Here is a 20,761-nt window from a genome sequence, read left to right on the forward strand (position 1 = left end):
CGGAATGTAGCACGGAAAACGAAAAGCCCGACAAAAGGCCCGGCTTCGAAGGGCTCAGCGATAGCCGGATTCGTTGGGGTTGTGGATGATCCAGATCAGGTTGCCGCTCGAGTAGTCGCCCATGCCGCCGCCCGCGAAGACCAGGCGGCCCTGGCCCTTGTAGGTCATCTCGTAGCGGTGGCGGTCGCTGCCGAAATAGAACGGAATGAAGGCCTTGCCCGTGACGTAGGCGCCCTGGTCGGTCGGCGGGCCGGCCAGGTCGGTGACCTGCTTGGCGCTCATGCCGATCTGCAGCCGGGTGAACCTGCTGTTGCGCGCCGGGGTGCCGGTGATCTCGCCTTCGTAGCCGTTCAGGCCCTTGACGGTGCGGCCGCTGCCGGCCTCGACCTTGGAAGAATCGACCACGTTGCCCTTGGCATCCATGCCGGCCTTGGATCCGCCGCGTGCCGGGGCCGCGGGGGCGCTGGCCGCGGGTGCCGATGCCGCGGGCTGACTCTCGCCCGAACCGCCGCGCGAAGCGCAACCGGCGGTTGCGAGCGCCACTGCGGCAGCCGCGGCCCACAGGGCCGCAGACGAATTGATCCTGATCCTCATCGAATGCTCCTCTTTGTAAGAAATGAGGAGCGGAGCTTACAAGCTCTCAGGCCGTTCCGCCTACGGTCAAACCATCGATGCGCAGGGTGGGCTGGCCGACGCCGACCGGCACGCTCTGGCCTTCCTTGCCGCAGGTGCCCACGCCCGAATCGAGCGCCATGTCGTTGCCGATCATGGTCACGCGGGTGAGCGCATCGGGGCCGTTGCCCACGATGGTCGCGCCCTTGACCGGGTACTGGATCTTGCCGTTCTCGACCCAGAAGGCCTCGCTGGCCGAGAACACGAACTTGCCGCTCGTGATGTCGACCTGCCCGCCGCCGAAGTTGGTGGCGTAAAGCCCCTTCTTGATGCTGGCCACGATTTCCTTCGGGTCCTTGTCGCCGCCGAGCATGTAGGTGTTGGTCATGCGCGGCATCGGCACGTGGGCGTAGCTCTCGCGGCGGCCGTTGCCCGTGGGCTTGACCTTCATGAGGCGCGCGTTGAGCGAATCCTGGATGTAGCCCTTGAGAATGCCGTCCTCGATGAGCACGTTGCGCTGGCTGGCGTTGCCTTCGTCATCGACGTTGAGCGAGCCGCGACGGTCGGCAATGGTGCCGTCGTCCAGCACCGTCACGCCCTTGGCCGCCACGCGCTGGCCGATGCGGCCCGAGAACGCGCTCGAGCCCTTGCGGTTGAAATCGCCTTCCAGGCCGTGGCCGATGGCTTCATGCAGCAGGATGCCGGGCCAGCCGGAGCCGAGCACCACGGTCATCTCGCCGGCGGGCGCGGGACGGGCATCGAGGTTGGTCAATGCGGCCTTCACGGCCTGGTCGACGTATTCGGCGATCTGCGCGTCGTTGAAGTAGGCGAGGCCGAAGCGCCCGCCGCCGCCGCCGGAACCGACCTCGCGCCGGCCGTTCTGCTCGGCGATCACGGTGACCGACAGGCGCACCAGCGGGCGCACGTCGGCCGCCAGCGTGCCGTCGGCCCGCGCCACCAGCACCACGTCGTACTCGCTCGCCAGGCCCGCCATGACCTGCGCCACCCGCGGATCGCGCGAACGCGCCAGCTTCTCGACCTTTTCGAGCAGCTTGACCTTGGCCGTGCTGTCGAGCGTGGAAATGGGGTCGACGCCGTTGTAGAGCGAGCGGCTCGAGGCGATCTTGCGGGTTGCCGTCTTCACGCGGCCGGTGCGGCCCGCGGAGGAAATGGAGCGCACCGTGCGGGCCGCGTCGAGCAGCGAAGCCTCGGAGATGTCGTCCGAATAGGCAAAGGCCGTCTTCTCGCCGCTGACCGCGCGCACGCCGACGCCCTGGTCGATGCTGAAGCTGCCGGTCTTGACGATGCCCTCTTCCAGGCTCCAGCCCTCGCTGCGCGTGTACTGAAAGTAGAGATCGGCGTCGTCCACCCGGTGGGAGGTGATCTCGGCCAGGGCCTTGCTCAGGTGCGATTCGTCCAGGCCGAAGGGCGTGAGCAGGAGCTGTTGCGCCGTGGCGAGGCGCTCGATGGTGGGTTCGCGAGAGATCATTGCCGATTATTGCTCGCCCCCAGGCTTCGCGCACTTCGTGTCGCTTTCGCCCGCCCCCTACCCGGGGGTAACACCAGAGGCCCCGGAACACCAGAGGCCCGGCAAAGCCGGTTCCTCGGTGTTTCTGGAATTAGTTCTGGGCCAGCTTCCGCGCCCGGGCGATCGACATCAGGATGCCCAGCCCCAGCCCCAGCGTGACCATGGCGGTGCCGCCATAGCTGATGAACGGCAGCGGCACGCCCACCACCGGCAGGATCCCGCTCACCATGCCCATGTTGACGAAGGCGTAGGTGAAGAAAATCATGGTGACCGCGCCCGCGAGCAGGCGCGAGAACAGGGTCTGCGCCGTGGCGGCGATGGCCAGCCCGCGGAAGATCAGCAGGATGAAGGCCGAGATCAGTGCCAGGTTGCCCACCAGCCCGAACTCCTCGGAATAGGCGGCGAAGATGAAGTCGGTGGTGCGCTCGGGAATGAATTCGAGGTGCGTCTGCGTGCCCTGCATGAAGCCCTTGCCGCCGACCCCGCCCGAGCCGATGGCGATCATTCCCTGGATGATGTGAAAGCCCTTGCCCAGCGGGTCCTTGCTCGGGTCGAGCAGCGTGCACACGCGCTGCTTCTGGTAGTCGTGCAGCACGCGCCAGTCGACGCCGTCGGCGCACAGTTGCGACTCGAAGCCCACGATCAGCGTGATCGCCACGGCGCCGATCACCACCGGCGGCACGATCAGCTTCCAGGGCAGCCCGGCAAAGAAGATCACCGCCAGCCCGGCCGCCAGCACCAGCAGAGAGGTGCCCAGGTCGGGCTGCTTCATGATGAGCCCGACCGGCACCGCCAGCAGCACCGTGGCCACGACAAAATCGAGCGGCCGCAGCTGGCCTTCGCGGCGCTGGAACCACCAGGCCAGCATCAGCGGCATCGCGATCTTGAGGATTTCGCTGGGCTGGATCACCACGCCCACGTTGATCCAGCGCTGCGCGCCCTTCTTGGTGATGCCGAACAATGCCACCGCGATCAGAAGCGCCACCCCGGTCGCGTAGAGCGGCACCGCGAACATCATCAGCCGCTGCGGCGGCACCTGGGCCACCACGAACATGATGAAGCCCGCCAGCAGCATGTTGCGGCCGTGGTCGGCGAAGCGCGAGCCATGGTCGTAGCCCGACGAATACATGGTCAGCAGCCCGGCAAAGACCAGCAACAGCACGGCGAAGGCCAGAAAGCCGTCGAACCCCTGGAAGATGGGCGCGACCCGGCGCGCCAGGGAAGGCTGGTTGAACACTGCGGACATGGGGGCGGATTATCCGCGCCCCGCGGCGCACCTCAGCCGAAGCCGAGCCGAACGACCGTGCGCCCCGGTCGGCTTTCGAGTGCCAGCCGGGCGCCAATGGCGGCGGCGCGCTCCGCAAGCGCCCTGGGCACCTGCAGCGCGTCGAAGCCCCGGCCGTCGTCGATCACGCGCAGCTGCACGGCGCCGGCCGGCGCTTCGGCCTCGATCCTGAGCGTCCTGGCCTGGGCATGCTGGAGCACGTTGGAAATCGCCTCGAACAGCAGGAACTGCAGTTGCCGCATGGCCTGTGCGTCGAGGCGCTTGACGTCGGGCACCTCGTCCACCGCCCATTCGAACTGGATGCCCGCGGCCGCCAGGCGCGGCTCCAGCCGGTAGCGCAGTGCCGCCAGCAGGGCGCCGACGTCGCCCGGCGGCAGGTGAATGGAGTCGATGGACAGCTTGAGCTGGTCGAGCGAGTCGCGCAGCGTCCGCAGCAATTCCTCCGGGCTGGCCTGGCCCGACTGCAGCTGCCGGATGGCCGAGCTGATGTGCGAGCCCACGCCGTCGTGCATGTCGCGCAGGATGCGCTCGCGCTCGTGGGTGCGCGCCTGGTCGCGCGCCACCTGTTCCAGCGCGGCAAAGGTGGATGCGAGTTCGCGCTCGCGCTGCGCCACGCGTTCGGCCAGGGCCGCAACCGAACCGCGCGCCTGCACGCTCGCGGCATGGAAGCGCCGCAGCACGATCAGCAGCAGCGCGATGCCGAAGAACACGGAGGAATAGCGCACCCAGGTGGTCTCGCCGTAGGCGTCGCTCAGGCGGATCACGAGCCAGTCGCGGGTGCCGAAGCCCAGCGTCACCAGCGCGGCCGCGGCCACCAGCAGGCGGCCCACGTTCGGCCGCCGGATGGTGGCCACGGCAAAGGCGCCGACGAACAGCGCGACGAACACGATCTCCAGCGCGAGCCAGCCGGTGAGCCAGTAGGGCTCCTCGCGGTAAAGCGCGATGGCGCTCGCCGAGAAGGTTCCGGCCACCATGCCTGCCATCGGCCAGCGCAGCCAGCGCATGCGCGGGCGGCGGTCCCACCCCGCGAGGTGGTAGCAGAACATCATGGCGGACGCGGCCCAGCCCGCATAGCAGGTGGCCATGAGCACACCCCAGGCGCCCCAGGGGAGAGGCGGTTCGGCAATCACGCCGTCGGCCACCCGGATCGCCCAGCAGAACTCGGCCAGCGCCGCCCAGAAATAGAGGCTGTCGCGACGGTGCCATCCGGTGACGGCGGCATCCACCTGGGTGAGCCATAGCGCGAGCGCGATGCTGCCGACGATCAGGCTGAAGGCGGTCAGGAGCACCGAGCCGGTGAAGCGCCAGGCATAGGCGCTTTCGAAGAGATCGGTGCGCACCGGCGTCGCCGGCCCGATGGTCACGCGCGACAGCCCGGCCCGGCGGGCACTGTCGGCGCGTATGCGAACCTGCAGGCGGTTCTCGCCGGCCTTCAGCAGGCGCCCCGGCACCGGCACGTACAGCGGCGCCTTGGCGTAGTCCGCCCCGTTGCCGCGGGCCAGGTCGCCGTAGACCTGCAGCAGCGCGTCGTTGAGCCACACCTCCAGAACGCTGCCTGCGCGCGGAATGAAGATGCCCCAGGGCACCTCCGGCGCGGCTTCGAGGGTGAACGGCAGCTCGAAGGTCGCGTAGCCGGGGCGTCCGCCGTGCTGGCGGTCCCAGTGGTAGGAAAGTTTGACGGGCGCCTTGCGCGTGGCGCCGTCGATGGTGGTCCATGCGGTGCCGCTTTGCAGCTCGATCGGGCTCTCGGCCGGCGCGGCCGCCGCCGGTTGCGCCGCCAGCATCAGAGCTGCCGCGATCCACAGCGCAGCAAGAGCCCTGCCCGGTTTCCCGAACATGCGTCCGGCCACGCGATTCACCCCGGGTGGGACAACAGGCCGAGGCGCGTGGCCTCGAACACGGCCTCGCTCTTGGAGTGCACGGCCAGCTTGCCGTAGAGATTCTTGATGTGCGTCTGCACCGTGTGCACGCTCAGGCCCTTGAGCCGTGCGATCTCGGCATAGGAAAAACCGCGCGCGATCAAGGTCAGCACCTCGTGCTCGCGCGCGGACAGCAGGCTGGGCGCCGTGATGTTGCCGAGAGCCGCCTCGGGCGGCGCGGCGGCCAGCGTTCCGGCCAGTTGCAGGCTGCGGTACTTGGCGAGCACCCGCCGCGCGATCATGGGCGAGATCGGCGAGGCACCGGCCTTCATCTCCACGATGGTTTGTGCAATGTCTTCCGGCGCGGCGTCCTTGTGGATATAGCCAACAGCGCCGGCCTCGATGCTGGCCAGCACGTTTTCCTCATCGCCGAAGACCGAGATCACCAGCGGCTCGCAGCCCGGAAAGCGCGCCACGGCCTCGCGGATCACGTCGAGCCCGCTGCCGTCGGGCATGCCGAGATCGACGAGCAGCACGTCGGGAATGATGGTGGTCTGGGCCATCCATGCCAGTGCCTCGTGCACCGTGCCGGCGCTTCCGAGCCAGAAAAGGCTGGCGCTGCGCTGCACGCTCGCCTCGAAGAAGGCGCGCGCGCGGCTGTCGTCCTCGACCACGAGCACGCCCCAGCGGTGCGTCTTCCCGGTGTCCGTTGCCTCGATATTCATGGGCTTGAGCATAAGCTTCGGCGCAACGTAAAAGGGCCGGCGGACCTCCCGTTTTCATGGGATGCGGACACCGGCGCGGGCCATTGAAACTCGCTTTGAATTGCGAGTCCGGTCGCGCGCTTCAGTTGAATACTTTTAGCTTCTGGGCATCGCCCATGGAACCCGTGGCAAACCAACACCTCTGTGCAGTAAGCCCGCATATCGAAGCCTCGTGCGCCGAGGACTGCGTCGGGCGCACGGTCCTCATGCAAAATCAACCGGCTCCTTCAAGGGAGCTGTGTAGACCGCACCACTTCCAGTCTCCGCCCCGCATGGACCCGCAAACCACTCACCTGTTGTACCTGCACGGATTCCGCTCTTCGCCCCGCTCCACCAAGGCGCGGCTGATGGCCGCGCGCGTGGCCCGGGAGCACCCCGGCCTGCAGTGGTGGTGTCCGCAACTGCCGCCCTCGCCCCGCGAAGCCATCGACATGGTGATGAAGGGCATCGCGGACTGGCCGCGCAAGTCGATGGCCGTGGTCGGCTCCTCGCTCGGCGGCTTCTATGCCACCTACGTGGCCGGCATGACGCGCTGCCGCACCGTGCTGCTGAACCCGGCGGTGCATCCGGCGCGCGACCTTGCGCGCTACATCGGCGACCAGACCGCCTGGCACGACCCGGCCGAGCACTTCTATTTCAAGCCCGAGTACATCCAGGAGCTGCGCACCATGGAGGTCGGCGCGCTCACCCGCCCCGAGCGCGTGCTGGCCATCATCGCCAAGGGCGACGAAGCGCTCGACTGGCACGAAACCTCGGCGCGCTACCCCGATAGCAACATCAAGCTGATCGAGGGCGGCGACCATGCGCTGTCCGATTTCGAGGAAAACCACCTCGACGACGTGATCGCGTTCATCAATCCCGTCTGAAGCCCGGCAGGCATCGCGCAGCGGCCAGGCCCGTGCGCGTCCCCAAGTCTGGGACAATCCGGGCATGTTTGTATTGTTTGAAGAAGCCGGCAAGTACCTCGGTGGCCGTGTGCTGTCGGAGGCCGAAGCATCGGCGCAGGTCGAGCTCGACACCGGCAAGCGCGTCAAGGTCAAGGGCGCCAACATCGTTCTGCGTTTCGAGAAACCGGCCCCGGCCGAGCTGATCGCCGAGGCGCGCGCGCTCGCGGCCACGATGGATCTCGACCTGGCCTGGGAATTCGCGCCGGAGGGCGAGTTCGGCTTTGCCGACCTCGCGTCCGACTATTTCAGCGACAAGCCCACGCTCGCGCAGCAGGCCGCGGCGCTGTTCGCGCTGTTCGAGGCGCCGCACTACTTCCGCCGCGCGGGCAAGGGGCGCTTCAAGAAGGCGCCGGCCGAGATCCTGCAGCAGGCGCTGGCCGCCATCGAGAAGAAGAAAGTGGTCCAGGCGCAGATCGTCGAATGGGCAGGCCAGCTGGCCGAGGGCATCTGCCCGCAGCCGATCCGCGAGCAGCTCTACAAGATCCTGTTCAAGCCCGACAAGAACGCGCCCGAATACAAGGCCGTGGTCGACGCCGCGCGCGCCACCCAGCGCCCGCCGCTCGAACTGCTGGAACGCGCCGGTGCCATCGATTCGCCCTACCAGTTCCACTGGCGGCGCTTCCTGTTCGAGAACTTTCCCAAGGGCACGGGCTTCCCGGCGCTCGCCGCGCCCCCCATCGTGGACGACCTGCCGCTGGCCGAGGGCGCGCAGGCGTTCTCGATCGACGACTCGCAGACCACCGAAATCGACGATGCGCTGTCGGTGGAGGGCCTGGGCAGCGGCACCGTCACGGTCGGCATCCATATCGCCGCGCCCGGCCTGGCGCTGACGCCGGGCAGCGCCATCGACCAGGTGGCGCGCGCGCGCATGTCCACGGTCTACATGCCGGGCCACAAGATCACCATGCTGCCCGACGAAGTCGTGAGCACCTACACGCTGCTCGAAGGCGGCGACCGGCCCGCGGTGTCGCTCTATGCGCGCTTCGACGAAGCCACGCTCGAACTGCAGTCGACCGAGACGAAGCTCGAACGCGTGCCGATCGTGGCCAACCTGCGGCACGACCAGCTCGACGCGGTGGTCACCCAGCCCTGGCTCGAAGACGCCTCGTTCACGAACGAGAACACGCCCGAAGCCGCTGCGAAGCTGCGCGCGCCGCTGTCCTTCCTGTTCCGCCTCGCAAAGCAGCTGAAGGCCCAGCGCGAAGTGGTGCGCGGCAAGCCCGAGAACTTCAACCGGCCCGACTACAACTTCCGCCTCGTGGGCAACGACGGCGAACCGAACGGCAGCGAGCAGGTGCAGATCACCACGCGCCAGCGCGGTGCGCCGCTCGACCTGATCGTGTCCGAAGCCATGATCCTGGCCAACAGCAGCTGGGGCGGCTGGCTCGGCGAACTCGGCGTGCCCGGGCTCTACCGCAGCCAGGCCAGCCTGGCGCCCGGCATCAAGGTGCGCATGGGCACGCGGGCCTTGCCGCATGCGGGCCTTGGCGTGAAGAGCTATGCCTGGAGCACCTCGCCGCTGCGCCGCTACACCGACCTCGTGAACCAGTGGCAGATCATTGCCGCCGCGCGCCACGGCAAGACCGCCGCTCTGGCCGCGCCGTTCAAGCCCAAGGATGCGGACCTGTTCTCCATTCTCTCGGGCTTCGACGCCGCTTACGCAACCTACAACGCCTACCAGGGCGGCATGGAACGCTTCTGGACGCTCAAGTACCTGGAGCAACAGGGCATCACCGAGCTCGAGGCGACCGTCATCAAGGACATTCCGAACGGCGCACTGGTGCGCGCGGACACCCTGCCGCTGGTGTTCCCGGTGGCGGGCCAGCAGGAGCGCGGCGCGCGGCTACGCGTGAAGCTCGGCGAGATCGATGAAATCGCGCTCGACGTGCACGGCACCGTGCTCGAGCGCCTCGATGCGCCCAAGGCCGATGTCGCGGCCGAAGAAGAAGGCGGCGACGAGGAAGTGGAAGAAGTCGCCGGCCCCATCGCCATTGCAGTCGACCTCAGCGACAGCGAGGCGGCCCCGGAGAACACGCCGGCATGAGCACCGGTCATTCCATGCGCGCCAAGGAGCGTCGTCCATGAACTTCAGGGATCTGAGCACGCTGCAGATCGCACTCGGCGTGTCGGTCATCGCGCATGCCGCACTTCTTGCGGTGCGCTTCGTCGATCCCGAATCGTTCAACCGGGTCTTCAGCGAAACCGCGCTCGAGGTGATCCTGGTCAACAGCAAGACCAACGACAAGCCCGACGCCAAGACCCGCGTGATGGCCCAGACTTCGCTCGCGGGCGGCGGCGACCTCGAACGCGGCCGCGCCACCAGCCCCTTGCCGCCTTCGAGCTTCACCGCCATTGGCGATTCGGTCGAGGAGGCCCGACGCCAGGTCGAGGCCATGCAGGCCCAGCAGATGCAGCTGCTCGCACAACTCAAGCGCGACCTGGCCGCCATGCCCGCGCCGGACCCGCGCGCCCCGGGCGACCCGAAGGAAACCGTGGCCCGCGAGGAAAAGCGGCGCCAGATGGTGGAGCTGCTGGCCGAGATCGAGCGGCGCGTGAACGAAGAGAACGCGCGCCCCAAGAAGCGCTACCTGAGCCCTTCCACGCGCGAGGCGGCCTACGCCATCTACGTGGACACGCTGCGCCGGCGCATCGAGCTGCGGGGCACCGAGAACTTTCCCACGGCCGCCGGCAAGAAACTCTACGGCGAGCTCAAGATGACGATCACCATCAACCACGACGGCAAGCTCCTCGACACCGTGGTCGACGAGAGCTCGGGCGACGTCGTGCTCGACCGCCGCGCCAAGGCCATCGTGCACAGCATCGGCAGCTTCGGAAAGTTCACCGACGCGATGCGAAAAGAGACCGACCAGATCGTGCTGCAGTCGCGCTTCAAGTTCACGCGCGACGAGACCATCGAGCTCTCCTCCCAATAGACAACAGCGAATCCACGCGCCATGGACCTGTATTGCGTAATGGGTAACCCCGTCGAGCACAGCCGCTCGCCGCGCATCCATGCCCGGTTTGCCGAACTCTGCGGCCAGCAGATGGACTACAGCCGCCGGCTCGTTCCGGTCGGAGCCTTTGCCGAAGGCGTGGCCGCCTTCCGCCGGGAAGCCGCCGAGCGCGGCGACGCGGCACGCGGCTGCAACGTGACCGTGCCCTTCAAGTTCGATGCCGCCGCGCTCGCGCAGCACACCAGCGAACGCGCCGTGCTCGCGCAGGCGGTGAACACGCTGCGCTTCGAAGCCGACGGCAGCATCCATGCCGACAACACCGACGGCATCGGGCTCGTCAACGACATCGTGCGCAACGCCGCCGTGCCGCTGGCGGGCCGCGAGCTGCTGCTGATCGGCGCGGGCGGTGCCGCGGCGGGCGTGCTCGGGCCGCTGCTGGACGCCGGCGCCGCGCGCATCGTGGTGGCCAACCGCACGGTCGGCAAGGCCATGGCGCTGGTGCAGCGCCATGCGGCACTGGCGCTGCGCCATGGCGCGGCGCTCGAAGCCTGGGCGCTCGGCGAGGTGCCCGGCAACTTCGACGTGGTGGTCAATGCCACGGCCTCCAGCCTCGCGGGCGACGCGGTGCCGGTGCGCGCGCAGGTGCTGCGCCCCGGTGCGCTCGCGGTCGACCTGATGTACGGGCCCGCGGCCGCCGGCTTCATGGCCTGGGCCGAGGCACACGGCGCCGTGCCGCGCGATGGGCTCGGCATGCTGGTCGAGCAGGCGGCCGAGGCTTTCGATATCTGGCGCGGCGTGCGGCCGCCCGCCGCACAGGTGCTGGCCGAATTGCGCGCCTCGCTCGCCACCGGCCAATGAAGCGGCTGCTGCGGCTTGTGGCCTGCCTGCTGGTGGCGGGCGTGGCAATGGAGCTTTTCTTCGTGGGGCGCATCGCGGCCATGGCGGTGATCGATCCGCAGAGCACCGCGTTCCAGCGCAGCGAAGCCTGGCAGATCGCCATCCACCAGGGAAGCAAGGGCGCCTGGCGCCAGGAGTGGGTGCCCTACGCGCAGATCAGCGACAACCTCAAGCGCGCCGTCATCGCGAGCGAGGACGCCGACTTCATCGACCACAACGGCGTGGAATGGGAAGCCATCGAGCGGGCGCGCCAGCGCAACGCCAAGGCCGAGGAGCTCGCGGCCAAGCGCGCCGCACGCGCCATCGCACGCGGCAAGCCGGTGCGGCCGGTGCAGCTGCGCGGCGGCTCCACCATCACGCAGCAGCTGGCGAAGAACCTGCTGCTCTCCGGCGAGCGCACGCTCTTGCGCAAGGGCCAGGAGCTGATGCTCGCCATGGTGCTCGAAGTGCTGCTCGACAAGCGGCGCATCCTCGAGATCTACCTCAACAACGTCGAATGGGGCGAAGGCGTGTTCGGCGCCGAGGCGGCGGCCCAGTACTACTTCAGGAAGCCCGCCTCGCGCCTGAGCGCCGCCGAAGCCGCGCGCCTTGCCGTGATGCTGCCGAGCCCCAAGTTCTTCGAGCGCCGCATCGGCTCGTCCTACCTCAGCGGGCGGGCGTCGACCATCGTGGCGCGGATGCCGTCGGCCGAACTGCCCTGAACGCGCGCTCGCCGGCGCTTGGCCCCGTATCATCGCGCCCATGCTGGCAAAGCTCACAGGTTGGTTGTTGTTGGGGATCGTCCGGTTGCTCACCGGCGCCCAGGCGCGCTGGTACGGCTGCCCGCCGAAGGCCGAGCAGCGCATCTATTTCGCCAACCACCAGAGCCACGCCGACCTGGTGATGATCTGGGCCGCCCTGCCCGAGGAACTGCGCAGCATCACGCGGCCCATCGCGGCGCGCGACTACTGGGCCAATACACCGTTCAAGCGCTGGATCACGACCGAGGTGTTCAACGCGGTGTACGTGGAGCGCGCGGCCACGGCGCCGGCCGCAGCGCCGGCGGAACCCGAAGCGCCCCCGCGGCCCGTACGAGATGCCGCCGCTGCACCGCAGCCCGAGCGCATCGAACCCTCGATGGAGCCTCTGCTGCCGATGGCGCCCATGGCACCGCCTGTCGTCAACATCACGCCGGAAGCCTTCGACGAAGTGCAAGGGCGGCTCGACCTTCCTGCTCCTCCGCCGCCGCCTCCACCACCACCGGCCGCGCCGCCCGTCACGCCGCCAGCCGTGGAGCCGGAGCCGGCCGCGGCCGCACCCGCCCCCGATCCGCTGGCGCCGCTGGTCGAGGCATTGCGCAGCGGTGATTCGATCATCATCTTTCCCGAGGGCACGCGCGGCCACACGGGAGAGCCGCAGAAGTTCAAGTCGGGCCTGTACACGCTCGCGACGATGTTTCCCGAGGTGGTGCTGGTGCCGGCGTGGATCGACAACGTGCAGCGCGTGATGCCCAAGGGCGAGATCGTGCCGGTGCCGATCCTGTGCTCCGTCACCTTCGGCGCGCCGATCCGCGTCGAGGAAGGCGAAGAGCGCCGCCCTTTCCTCGATCGCGCGCGTGCCGCGGTGATCGCATTGCGCGATGTCTGAAATGAAGCTGTGCTTTTCTATTCATCGCGTTGGGAGTTTGGTGCTTTGTTCAGGGCGCGCTCCCGCCGACGGGGGACATTCGCGGAGGGGAGTACCCGGTGGCCTGTGCACGCGCCCTGAACGAGAGCACCCAACAACAAACACAACGCGCGGAGGAAAACTGACATGAACCAGTTCCTGCGCAGCCTCACCCCGACCCAGCAGGTCGCGGCCCTGTTCCTCATCGTCTTCGGCCTGCTCGTGATCGTGAGCACCGCGGCGCTCCTCCTGAGCTTCAGGGAACGCCGCAACCCCGTGCATGACGCCGCCTGGCAAGCCGAACTCGCGCACTACCGCAAGCTGCTGGGCACCACCTGGTTCATGGTGATCGTGTTCTGGGTCGGCTGGGCGCTTGGCGAGACAGTGGCCACCGTGCTGTTCGCGCTGATTGCCTTCTTCGCGCTGCGCGAGTTCATCACGCTCTCGCCCACGCGGCGCGGCGACCACCGCAGCCTGATCCTGGCCTTCTTCGTCGTGCTGCCGATCCAGTTCTGGCTCGTCGCCACCGCGCGCTTCGACCTGTTCACCGTCTTCATTCCGGTCTACGTGTTCCTCGCGATCCCGGTCGCAAGCGCGCTGGCCGACGACCCGAACCACTTTCTCGAGCGCAACGCCAAGCTGCAGTGGGGCATCATGGTCTGCGTCTACGGCATGAGCCATGTGCCCGCGCTGCTGCTGCTGAGCTTTCCGGGCTACGAAGGCAAGAGCGCCTTTCTCGTGTTCTTCCTGGTGTTCGTGGTGCAGACCTCGGTGCTGGTGCAGCACGTGATCTCGCGCCGCAGCCAGCGCAAGCCCTTCGCGCCCAACGTGAGCCGCAGCTTCAACTGGACCAGCTGGGGCATCGGCATCGTGGTGGCCAGCCTGGTGGGCGCGCTGTTCTCGTTCATCACGCCCTTCAAGTTCGGCCAGGCCCTCGCCGTGTCCGTCATCGCCTGCATCGCGGGCTCCATGGGGCACCTGGTGATGAAGGCGCTCAAGCGCGACCGCGGCATTCCCAACTGGGGCAAGAAGGGCGTGGGCGTCACCGGGGCCAACGGCCTGCTGGACCGCGTCGATGCGCTGTGCTTCGCGGCGCCGATCTTCTTTCACTCGATCCGCTGGTACTTCAACGTCTGACATGCGCATTCTCGGCATCGACCCCGGCCTCCTGACCACCGGTTTCGGCGTGGTCGATTCGGACGGCCATGCGCTGCGCTACGTGGCGAGCGGCACCATCAGCACGCGCCACCTGGGCAGCGGCAACCTGCCGGCGCGGCTCAAGGTGCTGTTCGACGGCATCGCGGAAATCGCCGTGCGCTACCAGCCCGATGCCTCGGCGGTCGAGATCATTTTCGTCAACGTCAATCCGCAGTCGACGCTGCTGCTGGGCCAGGCGCGCGGCGCCTGCGTGACCTCGCTGGTCAACAGCAATCTCACGGTGGCCGAATACACCGCGCTGCAGATGAAGAAGGCGGTGGCGGGCCACGGCCAGGCCGCGAAGGCGCAGGTGCAGGAGATGGTGAAGCGCCTGCTCGACCTGCCGGGCCTGCCGGGCGCCGATGCGGCCGACGCGCTGGGCATTGCCATCACGCATGCGCAGGTGGGCCGGTCGATGGCGCGGCTGGCCGAGGCGGCCGAGCTGTCGAAGACGCACGCCGGCACCTACCGGCAGGGACGCTCGCGCTGACTCAGCGCACGATGTAGCGCAGGCCGCCGAGCCGCGTGCGGTACTCGCGCACCTCGGCGGCCACGGACGCCGCATCGCCTTCCAGTGCACGCGCGATCCACGACGCAAGCTGCGGCATGTCGTCGGGCGTGAAGCCCAGCCGCACGATCTCCGGCACGCCCAGGCGCAGGCCGTTGATGTCTCCTTCCACCGGCGCGATCGGAAGGCCGATGCCGCAGGCCAGCAAGCCGCCTTGCGCCAGCTTCTTTGCGGCGCGCTGCCCACCGCCCCAGCGCGCGGCCTCGACCGCGAACTGGTGCGACTGCGTGAAGCCGCGCGCCTTTGCGAACACCGGCAGTCCCTCGGCATCGAGGGCGCGTGCCAGTGCCTGCGCGGTCTCGCGCATTGCCACGGCGTAGGCCGTGCCGTGCACCTTCCAGTCGAGCAGCCCGCGCGCCAGCGCCGCGGTGCGGCCCGCATCGGAGTTGGCCGTGAGGCCGGGGTAGGCGATGGCATCGATGCGCTCCATCAATGCCGCATCGTTCGACACGATCAAGCCGCCGGCCGGCCCGCCGAGGCTCTTGTAGGTGCTCATGGTGATCGCATGCGCGCCCTCGTCGAGCGGCTGCGGCCAGGCCTTGCCGGCCACCATGCCCGAGAGGTGCGCGGCGTCGAACAGCAGCCTGGCGCCCACGCTGTCCGCGACCTCGCGGATCGCCGGCACCGGGTGCGCAAAGAGATTCAGGCTGCCGCCGATCGTGATGAGCTTCGGCCTCACCTCGCGTGCGAGCCTGGCGAGTGCGCCGACGTCGACCGTGTAGCCGTCGGCATCGACCGGCGCGGGCACCGTCTTCAACCCATAGAGCCCGGCCGCGCCGGCCGCATGGTGCGTGACGTGGCCGCCGATGGCCGGCGGCGGCGCAATGATCGTGTCGCCGGGCCGGCAGGTCGCCATGAATACATAGAGGTTCGACAGCGCGCCGGAGCTCACGCGCACTTCGGCAAACCTCGAGCCGAAGACCTCGGCGGCCAGTTCGGCCGCGATGACCTCGATGCGCTCGATGGCCTCCAGCCCCACCTCGTACTTGTCGCCCGGGTAGCCCAACGAGGCCCGCGAACCGAGGCCGCGCGAGAGCAGCGCCTCGGCGGCCGGGTTCATCACGTTGGTGGCGGGGTTGAGGTTCAGGCCCTCGCGGTCGTGGATGCGGTGGTTGTCGTCCGCGAGCCTTTCGATCTCGGCGGCGATGCCGGCCGCATCGCGCGTGGCCGCATCGCCGGCAATGGCGAGCACATGGTCTTCGCTGGCGGCGGGAACCCAGGAACGGCGTTGGAGGGCGGCGGGCATGGGGCGGATCTCGCTGGAAGTGGCAGGTGGCTGCATGGTCGCCCGTGCCCTGAGTGGCGGCAACACGGATAATCTGGGGCCGAGCCCTAGAAAAACTTGGGGCTCCACTTCGCATGCCGCTCGCACCACCCCGCCCTCGCCTGCCTCCGCACACGGCCGTTCGCGCCTTCGAGGCTGCGGCACGCCACGGCAGCTTCGCGCGCGCCGCCGAAGAGCTGTTCGTCACGCCGGCCGCCGTCGCGCAGCAGATCAAGGCGCTGGAGACCTGGGCCGGCGGCGCGCTGTTCGAGCGGCACAGCCAGGGCATCCGGCTCAGTGCGCACGGACGTCGCGCACTGCCCGCGCTCAGCGCCGCGGTCGACCAGCTCGGTCTCGCGGTGCAGGCGCTGCGCCACGAAACGCAGACCGCAGCGCGCCGCAGCACGCTGCAGGTGGCAGCCCTGCCGGCGATGGCGCAGCTGTGGCTGTCGCCGCGGCTTTCGCGGCTGAAGGCGGCGCTGCCCGGCGTGCAGGTGTCCGTGACGGCGCTCGAGCAACCGCCGAACTTCCGCCGCGAACCCTTCGACCTCGGGCTCTTCTATGCCCGCGCCGGCGACCGCATCGAAGCGGCCGTCGGCGCGCAGGGCATGGTGCTCGCGCGCGACCGGCTGGTGCCGGTGTGCAGCCCGCGTCTCCAGCAGGCATTGCCAAGCGGCCGCCCGCGCGTGCTCGACGACCTGATCGATGTGCTGGCCCGCTGCGGCGGACTGCACGACACCGTGTGGCACGACGACTGGGCGCGCTGGCTGCAGGCCGCGCGCCCCGGCACCACTGCGGCCGAGGCCGATGCGCTGGCCGCGGGTCCGGACTTCTCGCTCTACAGCCTCGCGCTGCAGGCGGCGCTCGACGGCGAAGGCGTGCTGATGGGCCGCGAGCAGCTGGTGGCGCCGCTGCTCGCGCAAGGCAGGCTGCATGCGCCCTGGGGACGCCCGAAGGCATTGGGCGATACGCTCATGCTGCTGGTGCCTGCACACCGCAAGGGGCCGCTGCTGGCGCAACAGGTGCAGGCCTTGCAGGCCCTGGCCGGCTGAGATCGATCACTGGGTATTTTTTCGTGAAACACCGAGGAACCGGCTTCGCCGGGCCTCTGGTGTTGCCCCCGGTAGGGGGTGGGCGCAGCGGACACGAAGTGCCGCGCAGCCTGGGGGCGAGCCAATCTACACCACCCGTTCGGCAATCAGCACCGCGAAGAAGCCGAAGGCCGCAAGCAGCGTCCACTTGAGCACGATCCAGCCGAAGCGCCGGTACTTGGCCTGGCCCGTTCCCGCATAGAACGCGAACGATACGCCCGCCACCAACAGAAGCAGCAGGATGGCCCAGCGGAAGAGAAGCATTGCCGAATGCGGCCTACCAGGCCCGCGCTACTTCGCCGAAGCCGCGCGGTGCGCGCTTTTCGTCCTCGAAGGTGACGACCTCGTAGGCGTCGCTGTTGGCCAGCAGTTCGCGCAGCAGCTTGTTGTTGAGCGCGTGTCCCGAGCGGAACGCGGTGTAGGCCGCGAGCAGCGGCTTGCCGATGATGTACAGGTCGCCCATGGCGTCGAGGATCTTGTGCTTCACGAACTCGTCGTCGTAGCGCAAGCCCCCGGCATTGAGCACCTTGGTGTCGTCCATCACGATGGCGTTGTCCAGGCCGCCGCCGAGCGCCAGGCCCTTGCTGCGCATGTACTCGACTTCCTTGGTGAAGCCGAAGGTGCGCGCGCGTGCGATGTCGCGGCTGTAGGAGTCGGTGCCGAGGTCGAACTCCACGCGCTGGCCGGTGGAATTGACCACGCGGTGGTCGAAGTCGATCTCGAAGCTCAGCTTGTAGCCGTGGTAGGGCTCCAGGCTCGCCCACTTCTCATTGGCGCCCTCGCCTTCGCGCACCTCGACCTTGCGCGTCACGCGGATGAAGCGGCGCGGCGCCTTCTGCAGTTCGATGCCCGCGCTTTGCAGCAGGAATACGAAGGACGAGGCCGACCCGTCGAGGATCGGCACTTCGTCGGCCGTGATGTCGATGTAGAGGTTGTCGATGCCCAGGCCCGCGCAGGCCGACATCAGGTGCTCGACCGTCTGCACTTTGGCGCCGCCGGTCGAGACGGTGGAAGCCAGGCGCGTATCGGTCACCGCTTCGGCGGTCATGCGGATGTCGACCGGCTCGGGCAGGTCGACGCGCCGGAACACGATGCCGGTGTCCACCGGTGCGGGACGCAGCGTCAGCTCCACGCGCTGGCCGCTATGGAGCCCCACGCCCACGGCGCGGCTGATCGACTTGAGGGTTCGTTGTTGCAGCACGCCGAAGATTTTAGGCGCGCGGCGGCCGTGCCGCCCTATTCCCCTCGCTATGGCAGCGATAGACATGGGTGCTATGCCCACCGGCCGGCGATGGACGCAAAGGGCACGAAGCGGACGCAGCGCCTAGAGCCGGCAGAAGTCCCTTTCAGGTCTTCCCCGTACCCCTTGCGAACCTTCGTGCCCTCTGCGTCTCGTTGAGTCACTTCGCCGAACACCGCGGAACCGGCTTTGCCGGGCCGCTGGTGTTGCCCCCAGCGAGGGGGATGGCGAAGCGACACGAAGTGCGCGCAGCTTGGGGGTGAGCCAATCAATCTGCCTGACGGCGCAGGAATGCCGGAATCTCGAAGTCGTCCATGCCGCCCGACGACAGTGCATCGACCTTGGCCGCGGCCATGGTGCGGTTCGTGCGCCACACGCTGGGAACGGCCATGCCGTCGTAGTTCGGCTGGTTGCCGCCGCCGTGGCCGGCGTGGCCCGCATGGCCGGCGCCGAGCGTGGGCACGTTGAACGGGATGTTGTCGGTGCCGGTGCGGATCACTTCGAGCGTGGGGGCCTGGCGGTGCGCATCGGCGCGCGACAGGCCGGTGGCGACCACCGTCACGCGCATCTGGTCGCCCAGGCTCTCGTCGTAGGCCGCGCCGTAGATCACGTGCGCATCGGGCGAGGCATAAGCGCGGATGGTGTTCATCGCGAGCTTCGACTCGTTGAGCTTCAGCGAACCCTTCGATGCGGTCACCAGCACCAGCACGCCCTTGGCGCCCGAGAGGTCGATGCCTTCGAGCAGCGGGCAGGCCACGGCCTGCTCGGCGGCGATGCGCGCGCGGTCGGGGCCGGCGGCGGCGGCCGTGCCCATCATGGCCTTGCCGGGCTCACCCATCACGGTGCGCACGTCTTCGAAGTCGACGTTCACGCCGCCGTACTCGTTGATGATTTCCGAGATGCCGCCCACGGCGTTCTTGAGCACGTCGTTGGCATGGGCGAAAGCTTCGTCCTGGGTGATGTCCTCGCCCAGCACGTCGAGCAGCTTCTCGTTGAGCACCACGATCAGCGAGTCGACGTTGGCCTCGAGCTCGGCCAGGCCGGCGTCGGCGTTGGTCATGCGGCGACCGCCCTCCCAGTCGAAGGGCTTGGTCACCACGCCCACGGTGAGGATGCCCATTTCCTTGGCCACACGCGCGATCACGGGTGCGGCACCGGTGCCGGTGCCGCCGCCCATGCCGGCCGTGATGAAGAGCATGTGCGCGCCGTCGATGGCAGCGCGGATGTCGTCCACCGCGGCTTCGGCTGCGTCACGGCCCTTGTCGGGCTTGCTGCCCGCGCCGAGGCCGCTGGTGCCCAGCTGGATGATCTTGTGCGCGTTGCTGCGCTGGAGTGCCTGCGCGTCGGTGTTGGCGCAGACGAACTGCACGCCCTGCACGCCGCGCTCCATCATGTGCGCGACGGCATTGCCGCCGCCGCCGCCGACTCCGATCACCTTGATCTGGGTACCCTGGTTGAATTCTTCGACTTCGATCATTTCGATGGTCATTTCTAACTCCTTGAATTTGCAGTTGCCGTTGTGTATCTATGAATTTTTCTGGTGTCTTGACGAGTTCAACGAAGCTGTCGTCGCGGCGGTGGACCCGTGCGCCGCCATCGCTCGTTGAAATGCAAGGGCGGACCGCCGCGTGCGAGCCAGAGTGGGGAGTGGTTCATCGTCAGAAGTTCCCCACGATGAAGTCCTTGAAACGTCCGAACGCAGTCTTTACGGATCCGTTCTTCTGCGCGACCTTGAAGCCGCGCATGCGGGCGAAGCGCGCCTCCTCGAGCAGGCCCATCACGGTGGCCGCACGCGGCTGCGCCACCATGTCGGAGAGCGCGCTCGAATACTTCGGAATGCCGCGGCGCACCGGCTTCAGGAAGATGTCCTCGCCGAGCTCGACCATGCCGGGCATCACGGCGCTGCCGCCCGTGAGCACCACGCCCGAAGACAGCACCTCTTCGTAGCCCGACTCGCGCACCACCTGCTGCACCAGCGAGAAGATCTCCTCGATGCGCGGCTCGATCACGCCGGCCAGCGCCTGCTTGCTCAGCATGCGCGGACCGCGGTCGCCCAGGCCCGGCACTTCCACCTGCGTGTCGGGGTCGGCCAGCAGCTGCTTGGCGTAGCCGTTCTCGACCTTGATGTCTTCCGCGTCCTTGGTGGGCGTGCGCAGCGCCATTGCGATGTCGCTGGTGATGAGGTCGCCCGCGATCGGGATCACCGCCGTGTGGCGGATCGCGCCGTTGGTGAAGATGGCCACGTCGGTGGTGCCCGCGCCAATGTCGACCAGCACCACGCCGAGCTCGCGCTCGTCCTCGGTCAGCACCGCCTGGCTGGAGGCCAGCGGATTGAGCATCAGCTGGTCGACCTCGAGGCCGCAGCGGCGCACGCACTTGATGATGTTCTCGGCCGCGCTCTGCGCGCCGGTCACGATGTGCACCTTGGCTTCGAGCCGCATGCCGCTCATGCCGATCGGCTCCTTCACGTCCTGGCCGTCGATCACGAACTCCTGCGGCTCCACCAGCAGCAGGCGCTGGTCGCTCGAGATGTTGATGGCGCGCGCGGTCTCCACCACGCGGGCCACGTCGGCGGGCGTGACTTCCTTGTCCTTCACCGCCACCATGCCGCTCGAATTGATGCCGCGGATGTGGCTGCCGGTGATGCCGGTGTAGACGCGGCTGATCTTGCAGTCGGCCATCAGCTCGGCCTCCTTCAAGGCCTGCTGGATGCTCTGCACCGTGGCGTCGATGTTCACCACCACGCCTCGCTTGAGGCCGTTGCTCGGCGCGATGCCGAGCCCCGCCAGCTTGAGTTCGCCGCCAGGCAGCACCTCGGCGACGACCACCATCACCTTGGCGGTTCCGATGTCGAGTCCGACAACCAGGTCTTTGTATTCTTTGGGCATTGAATGTCCTCGGTATTCGCTAT

The 20,761-nt window shown here is 68.3% G+C and carries 19 protein-coding genes; 9 read left to right on the top strand and 10 right to left on the bottom strand.

All coding sequences use genetic code 11. From position 1 onward, the window contains the following. Positions 1–54: 54 nt before the first annotated feature. The 5 genes from L1081_RS15870 to L1081_RS15890 form a co-directional block, all read right to left on the bottom strand. Positions 55–594, bottom strand: a complete 540-nt coding sequence (locus tag L1081_RS15870) for a hypothetical protein (protein ID WP_489413031.1) — start codon at positions 592–594, stop codon at positions 55–57. A 46-nt stretch (positions 595–640) separates the two neighbouring features. Then, positions 641–2,101, bottom strand: a complete 1,461-nt coding sequence (tldD, locus tag L1081_RS15875; RefSeq protein ID WP_489413032.1) for a metalloprotease TldD — start codon at positions 2,099–2,101, stop codon at positions 641–643. A gap of 130 nt (positions 2,102–2,231) precedes the next feature. Continuing rightward, positions 2,232–3,386, bottom strand: coding sequence for a rod shape-determining protein RodA (gene rodA, locus L1081_RS15880; RefSeq protein WP_319429695.1), 1,155 nt, complete (start codon positions 3,384–3,386; stop codon positions 2,232–2,234). A gap of 32 nt (positions 3,387–3,418) precedes the next feature. After that, a complete protein-coding gene (locus L1081_RS15885) occupies positions 3,419–5,263 on the bottom strand; it encodes a histidine kinase (RefSeq protein WP_489413033.1) in 1,845 nt (614 codons plus the stop codon). A gap of 17 nt (positions 5,264–5,280) precedes the next feature. After that, positions 5,281–6,021 carry a response regulator gene (locus tag L1081_RS15890; protein WP_489413034.1) on the bottom strand — a complete coding sequence of 247 codons (741 nt, stop codon included), beginning with the start codon at positions 6,019–6,021 and terminating at the stop codon, positions 5,281–5,283. A 299-nt stretch (positions 6,022–6,320) separates the two neighbouring features. On the opposite strand from L1081_RS15890, the gene L1081_RS15895 reads away from it, so the two are divergent. From L1081_RS15895 to ruvC, 8 genes are all read left to right on the top strand, one after another. Then, positions 6,321–6,914, top strand: a complete 594-nt coding sequence (locus tag L1081_RS15895; RefSeq protein WP_489413035.1) for a YqiA/YcfP family alpha/beta fold hydrolase — start codon at positions 6,321–6,323, stop codon at positions 6,912–6,914. A gap of 64 nt (positions 6,915–6,978) precedes the next feature. Then, positions 6,979–9,039: an RNB domain-containing ribonuclease gene (locus L1081_RS15900; RefSeq protein ID WP_489413036.1), complete on the top strand. Its 2,061-nt coding sequence runs from the start codon at positions 6,979–6,981 to the stop codon at positions 9,037–9,039. A 37-nt stretch (positions 9,040–9,076) separates the two neighbouring features. Further along, the gene (locus L1081_RS15905; protein ID WP_489413037.1) at positions 9,077–9,928 is read left to right on the top strand and encodes an energy transducer TonB; all 852 of its coding nucleotides are present in this window, start codon (positions 9,077–9,079) and stop codon (positions 9,926–9,928) included. 21 nt (positions 9,929–9,949) lie between these two features. Next, entirely contained in the window at positions 9,950–10,807 is an 858-nt protein-coding gene (aroE, locus tag L1081_RS15910) for a shikimate dehydrogenase (protein WP_489413038.1), read from the top strand. Next, entirely contained in the window at positions 10,804–11,547 is a 744-nt protein-coding gene (mtgA, locus tag L1081_RS15915; protein WP_489413039.1) for a monofunctional biosynthetic peptidoglycan transglycosylase, read from the top strand. Before aroE ends, mtgA begins: the two co-directional genes overlap by 4 nt. Positions 11,548–11,587: 40 nt before the next feature. Then, positions 11,588–12,472, top strand: a complete 885-nt coding sequence (locus tag L1081_RS15920; RefSeq protein ID WP_489413040.1) for a 1-acyl-sn-glycerol-3-phosphate acyltransferase — start codon at positions 11,588–11,590, stop codon at positions 12,470–12,472. Positions 12,473–12,637: 165 nt separating this feature from the next. After that, a complete protein-coding gene (locus L1081_RS15925) occupies positions 12,638–13,627 on the top strand; it encodes a phosphatidate cytidylyltransferase (RefSeq protein WP_489413041.1) in 990 nt (329 codons plus the stop codon). Between the two features lies 1 nt (position 13,628). Further along, the gene (ruvC, locus tag L1081_RS15930) at positions 13,629–14,177 is read left to right on the top strand and encodes a crossover junction endodeoxyribonuclease RuvC (RefSeq protein ID WP_489413042.1); all 549 of its coding nucleotides are present in this window, start codon (positions 13,629–13,631) and stop codon (positions 14,175–14,177) included. Position 14,178: 1 nt separating this feature from the next. On the opposite strand, the gene L1081_RS15935 is transcribed toward ruvC, so the two are convergent. Then, entirely contained in the window at positions 14,179–15,501 is a 1,323-nt protein-coding gene (locus tag L1081_RS15935) for an alpha-methylserine aldolase (protein WP_489413043.1), read from the bottom strand. A gap of 113 nt (positions 15,502–15,614) precedes the next feature. Here L1081_RS15935 and L1081_RS15940 point away from each other — a divergent pair, with 113 nt between their 5' ends. Further along, positions 15,615–16,571, top strand: coding sequence for a LysR family transcriptional regulator (locus L1081_RS15940; protein ID WP_489413044.1), 957 nt, complete (start codon positions 15,615–15,617; stop codon positions 16,569–16,571). A gap of 126 nt (positions 16,572–16,697) precedes the next feature. Here L1081_RS15940 and L1081_RS15945 read toward each other — a convergent pair whose 3' ends face one another. The 4 genes from L1081_RS15945 to ftsA form a co-directional block, all read right to left on the bottom strand. Further along, positions 16,698–16,874 carry a hypothetical protein gene (locus L1081_RS15945; protein WP_012746075.1) on the bottom strand — a complete coding sequence of 59 codons (177 nt, stop codon included), beginning with the start codon at positions 16,872–16,874 and terminating at the stop codon, positions 16,698–16,700. 13 nt (positions 16,875–16,887) lie between these two features. Beyond that, positions 16,888–17,811, bottom strand: a complete 924-nt coding sequence (gene lpxC / locus L1081_RS15950; RefSeq protein WP_319440838.1) for a UDP-3-O-acyl-N-acetylglucosamine deacetylase — start codon at positions 17,809–17,811, stop codon at positions 16,888–16,890. Between the two features lie 307 nt (positions 17,812–18,118). Next, on the bottom strand, positions 18,119–19,339 hold the full coding sequence (gene ftsZ, locus L1081_RS15955; protein ID WP_489413045.1) for a cell division protein FtsZ: 1,221 nt from the start codon (positions 19,337–19,339) through the stop codon (positions 18,119–18,121). A gap of 169 nt (positions 19,340–19,508) precedes the next feature. Then, positions 19,509–20,738, bottom strand: a complete 1,230-nt coding sequence (ftsA, locus tag L1081_RS15960; RefSeq protein WP_007832444.1) for a cell division protein FtsA — start codon at positions 20,736–20,738, stop codon at positions 19,509–19,511. Positions 20,739–20,761: the final 23 nt, after the last annotated feature.

The organism is Variovorax sp. MSC1_012 (genome assembly GCF_023667525.1).
GTDB classification, from domain to species: Bacteria; Pseudomonadota; Gammaproteobacteria; order Burkholderiales; family Burkholderiaceae_C; genus Variovorax; species Variovorax beijingensis_B.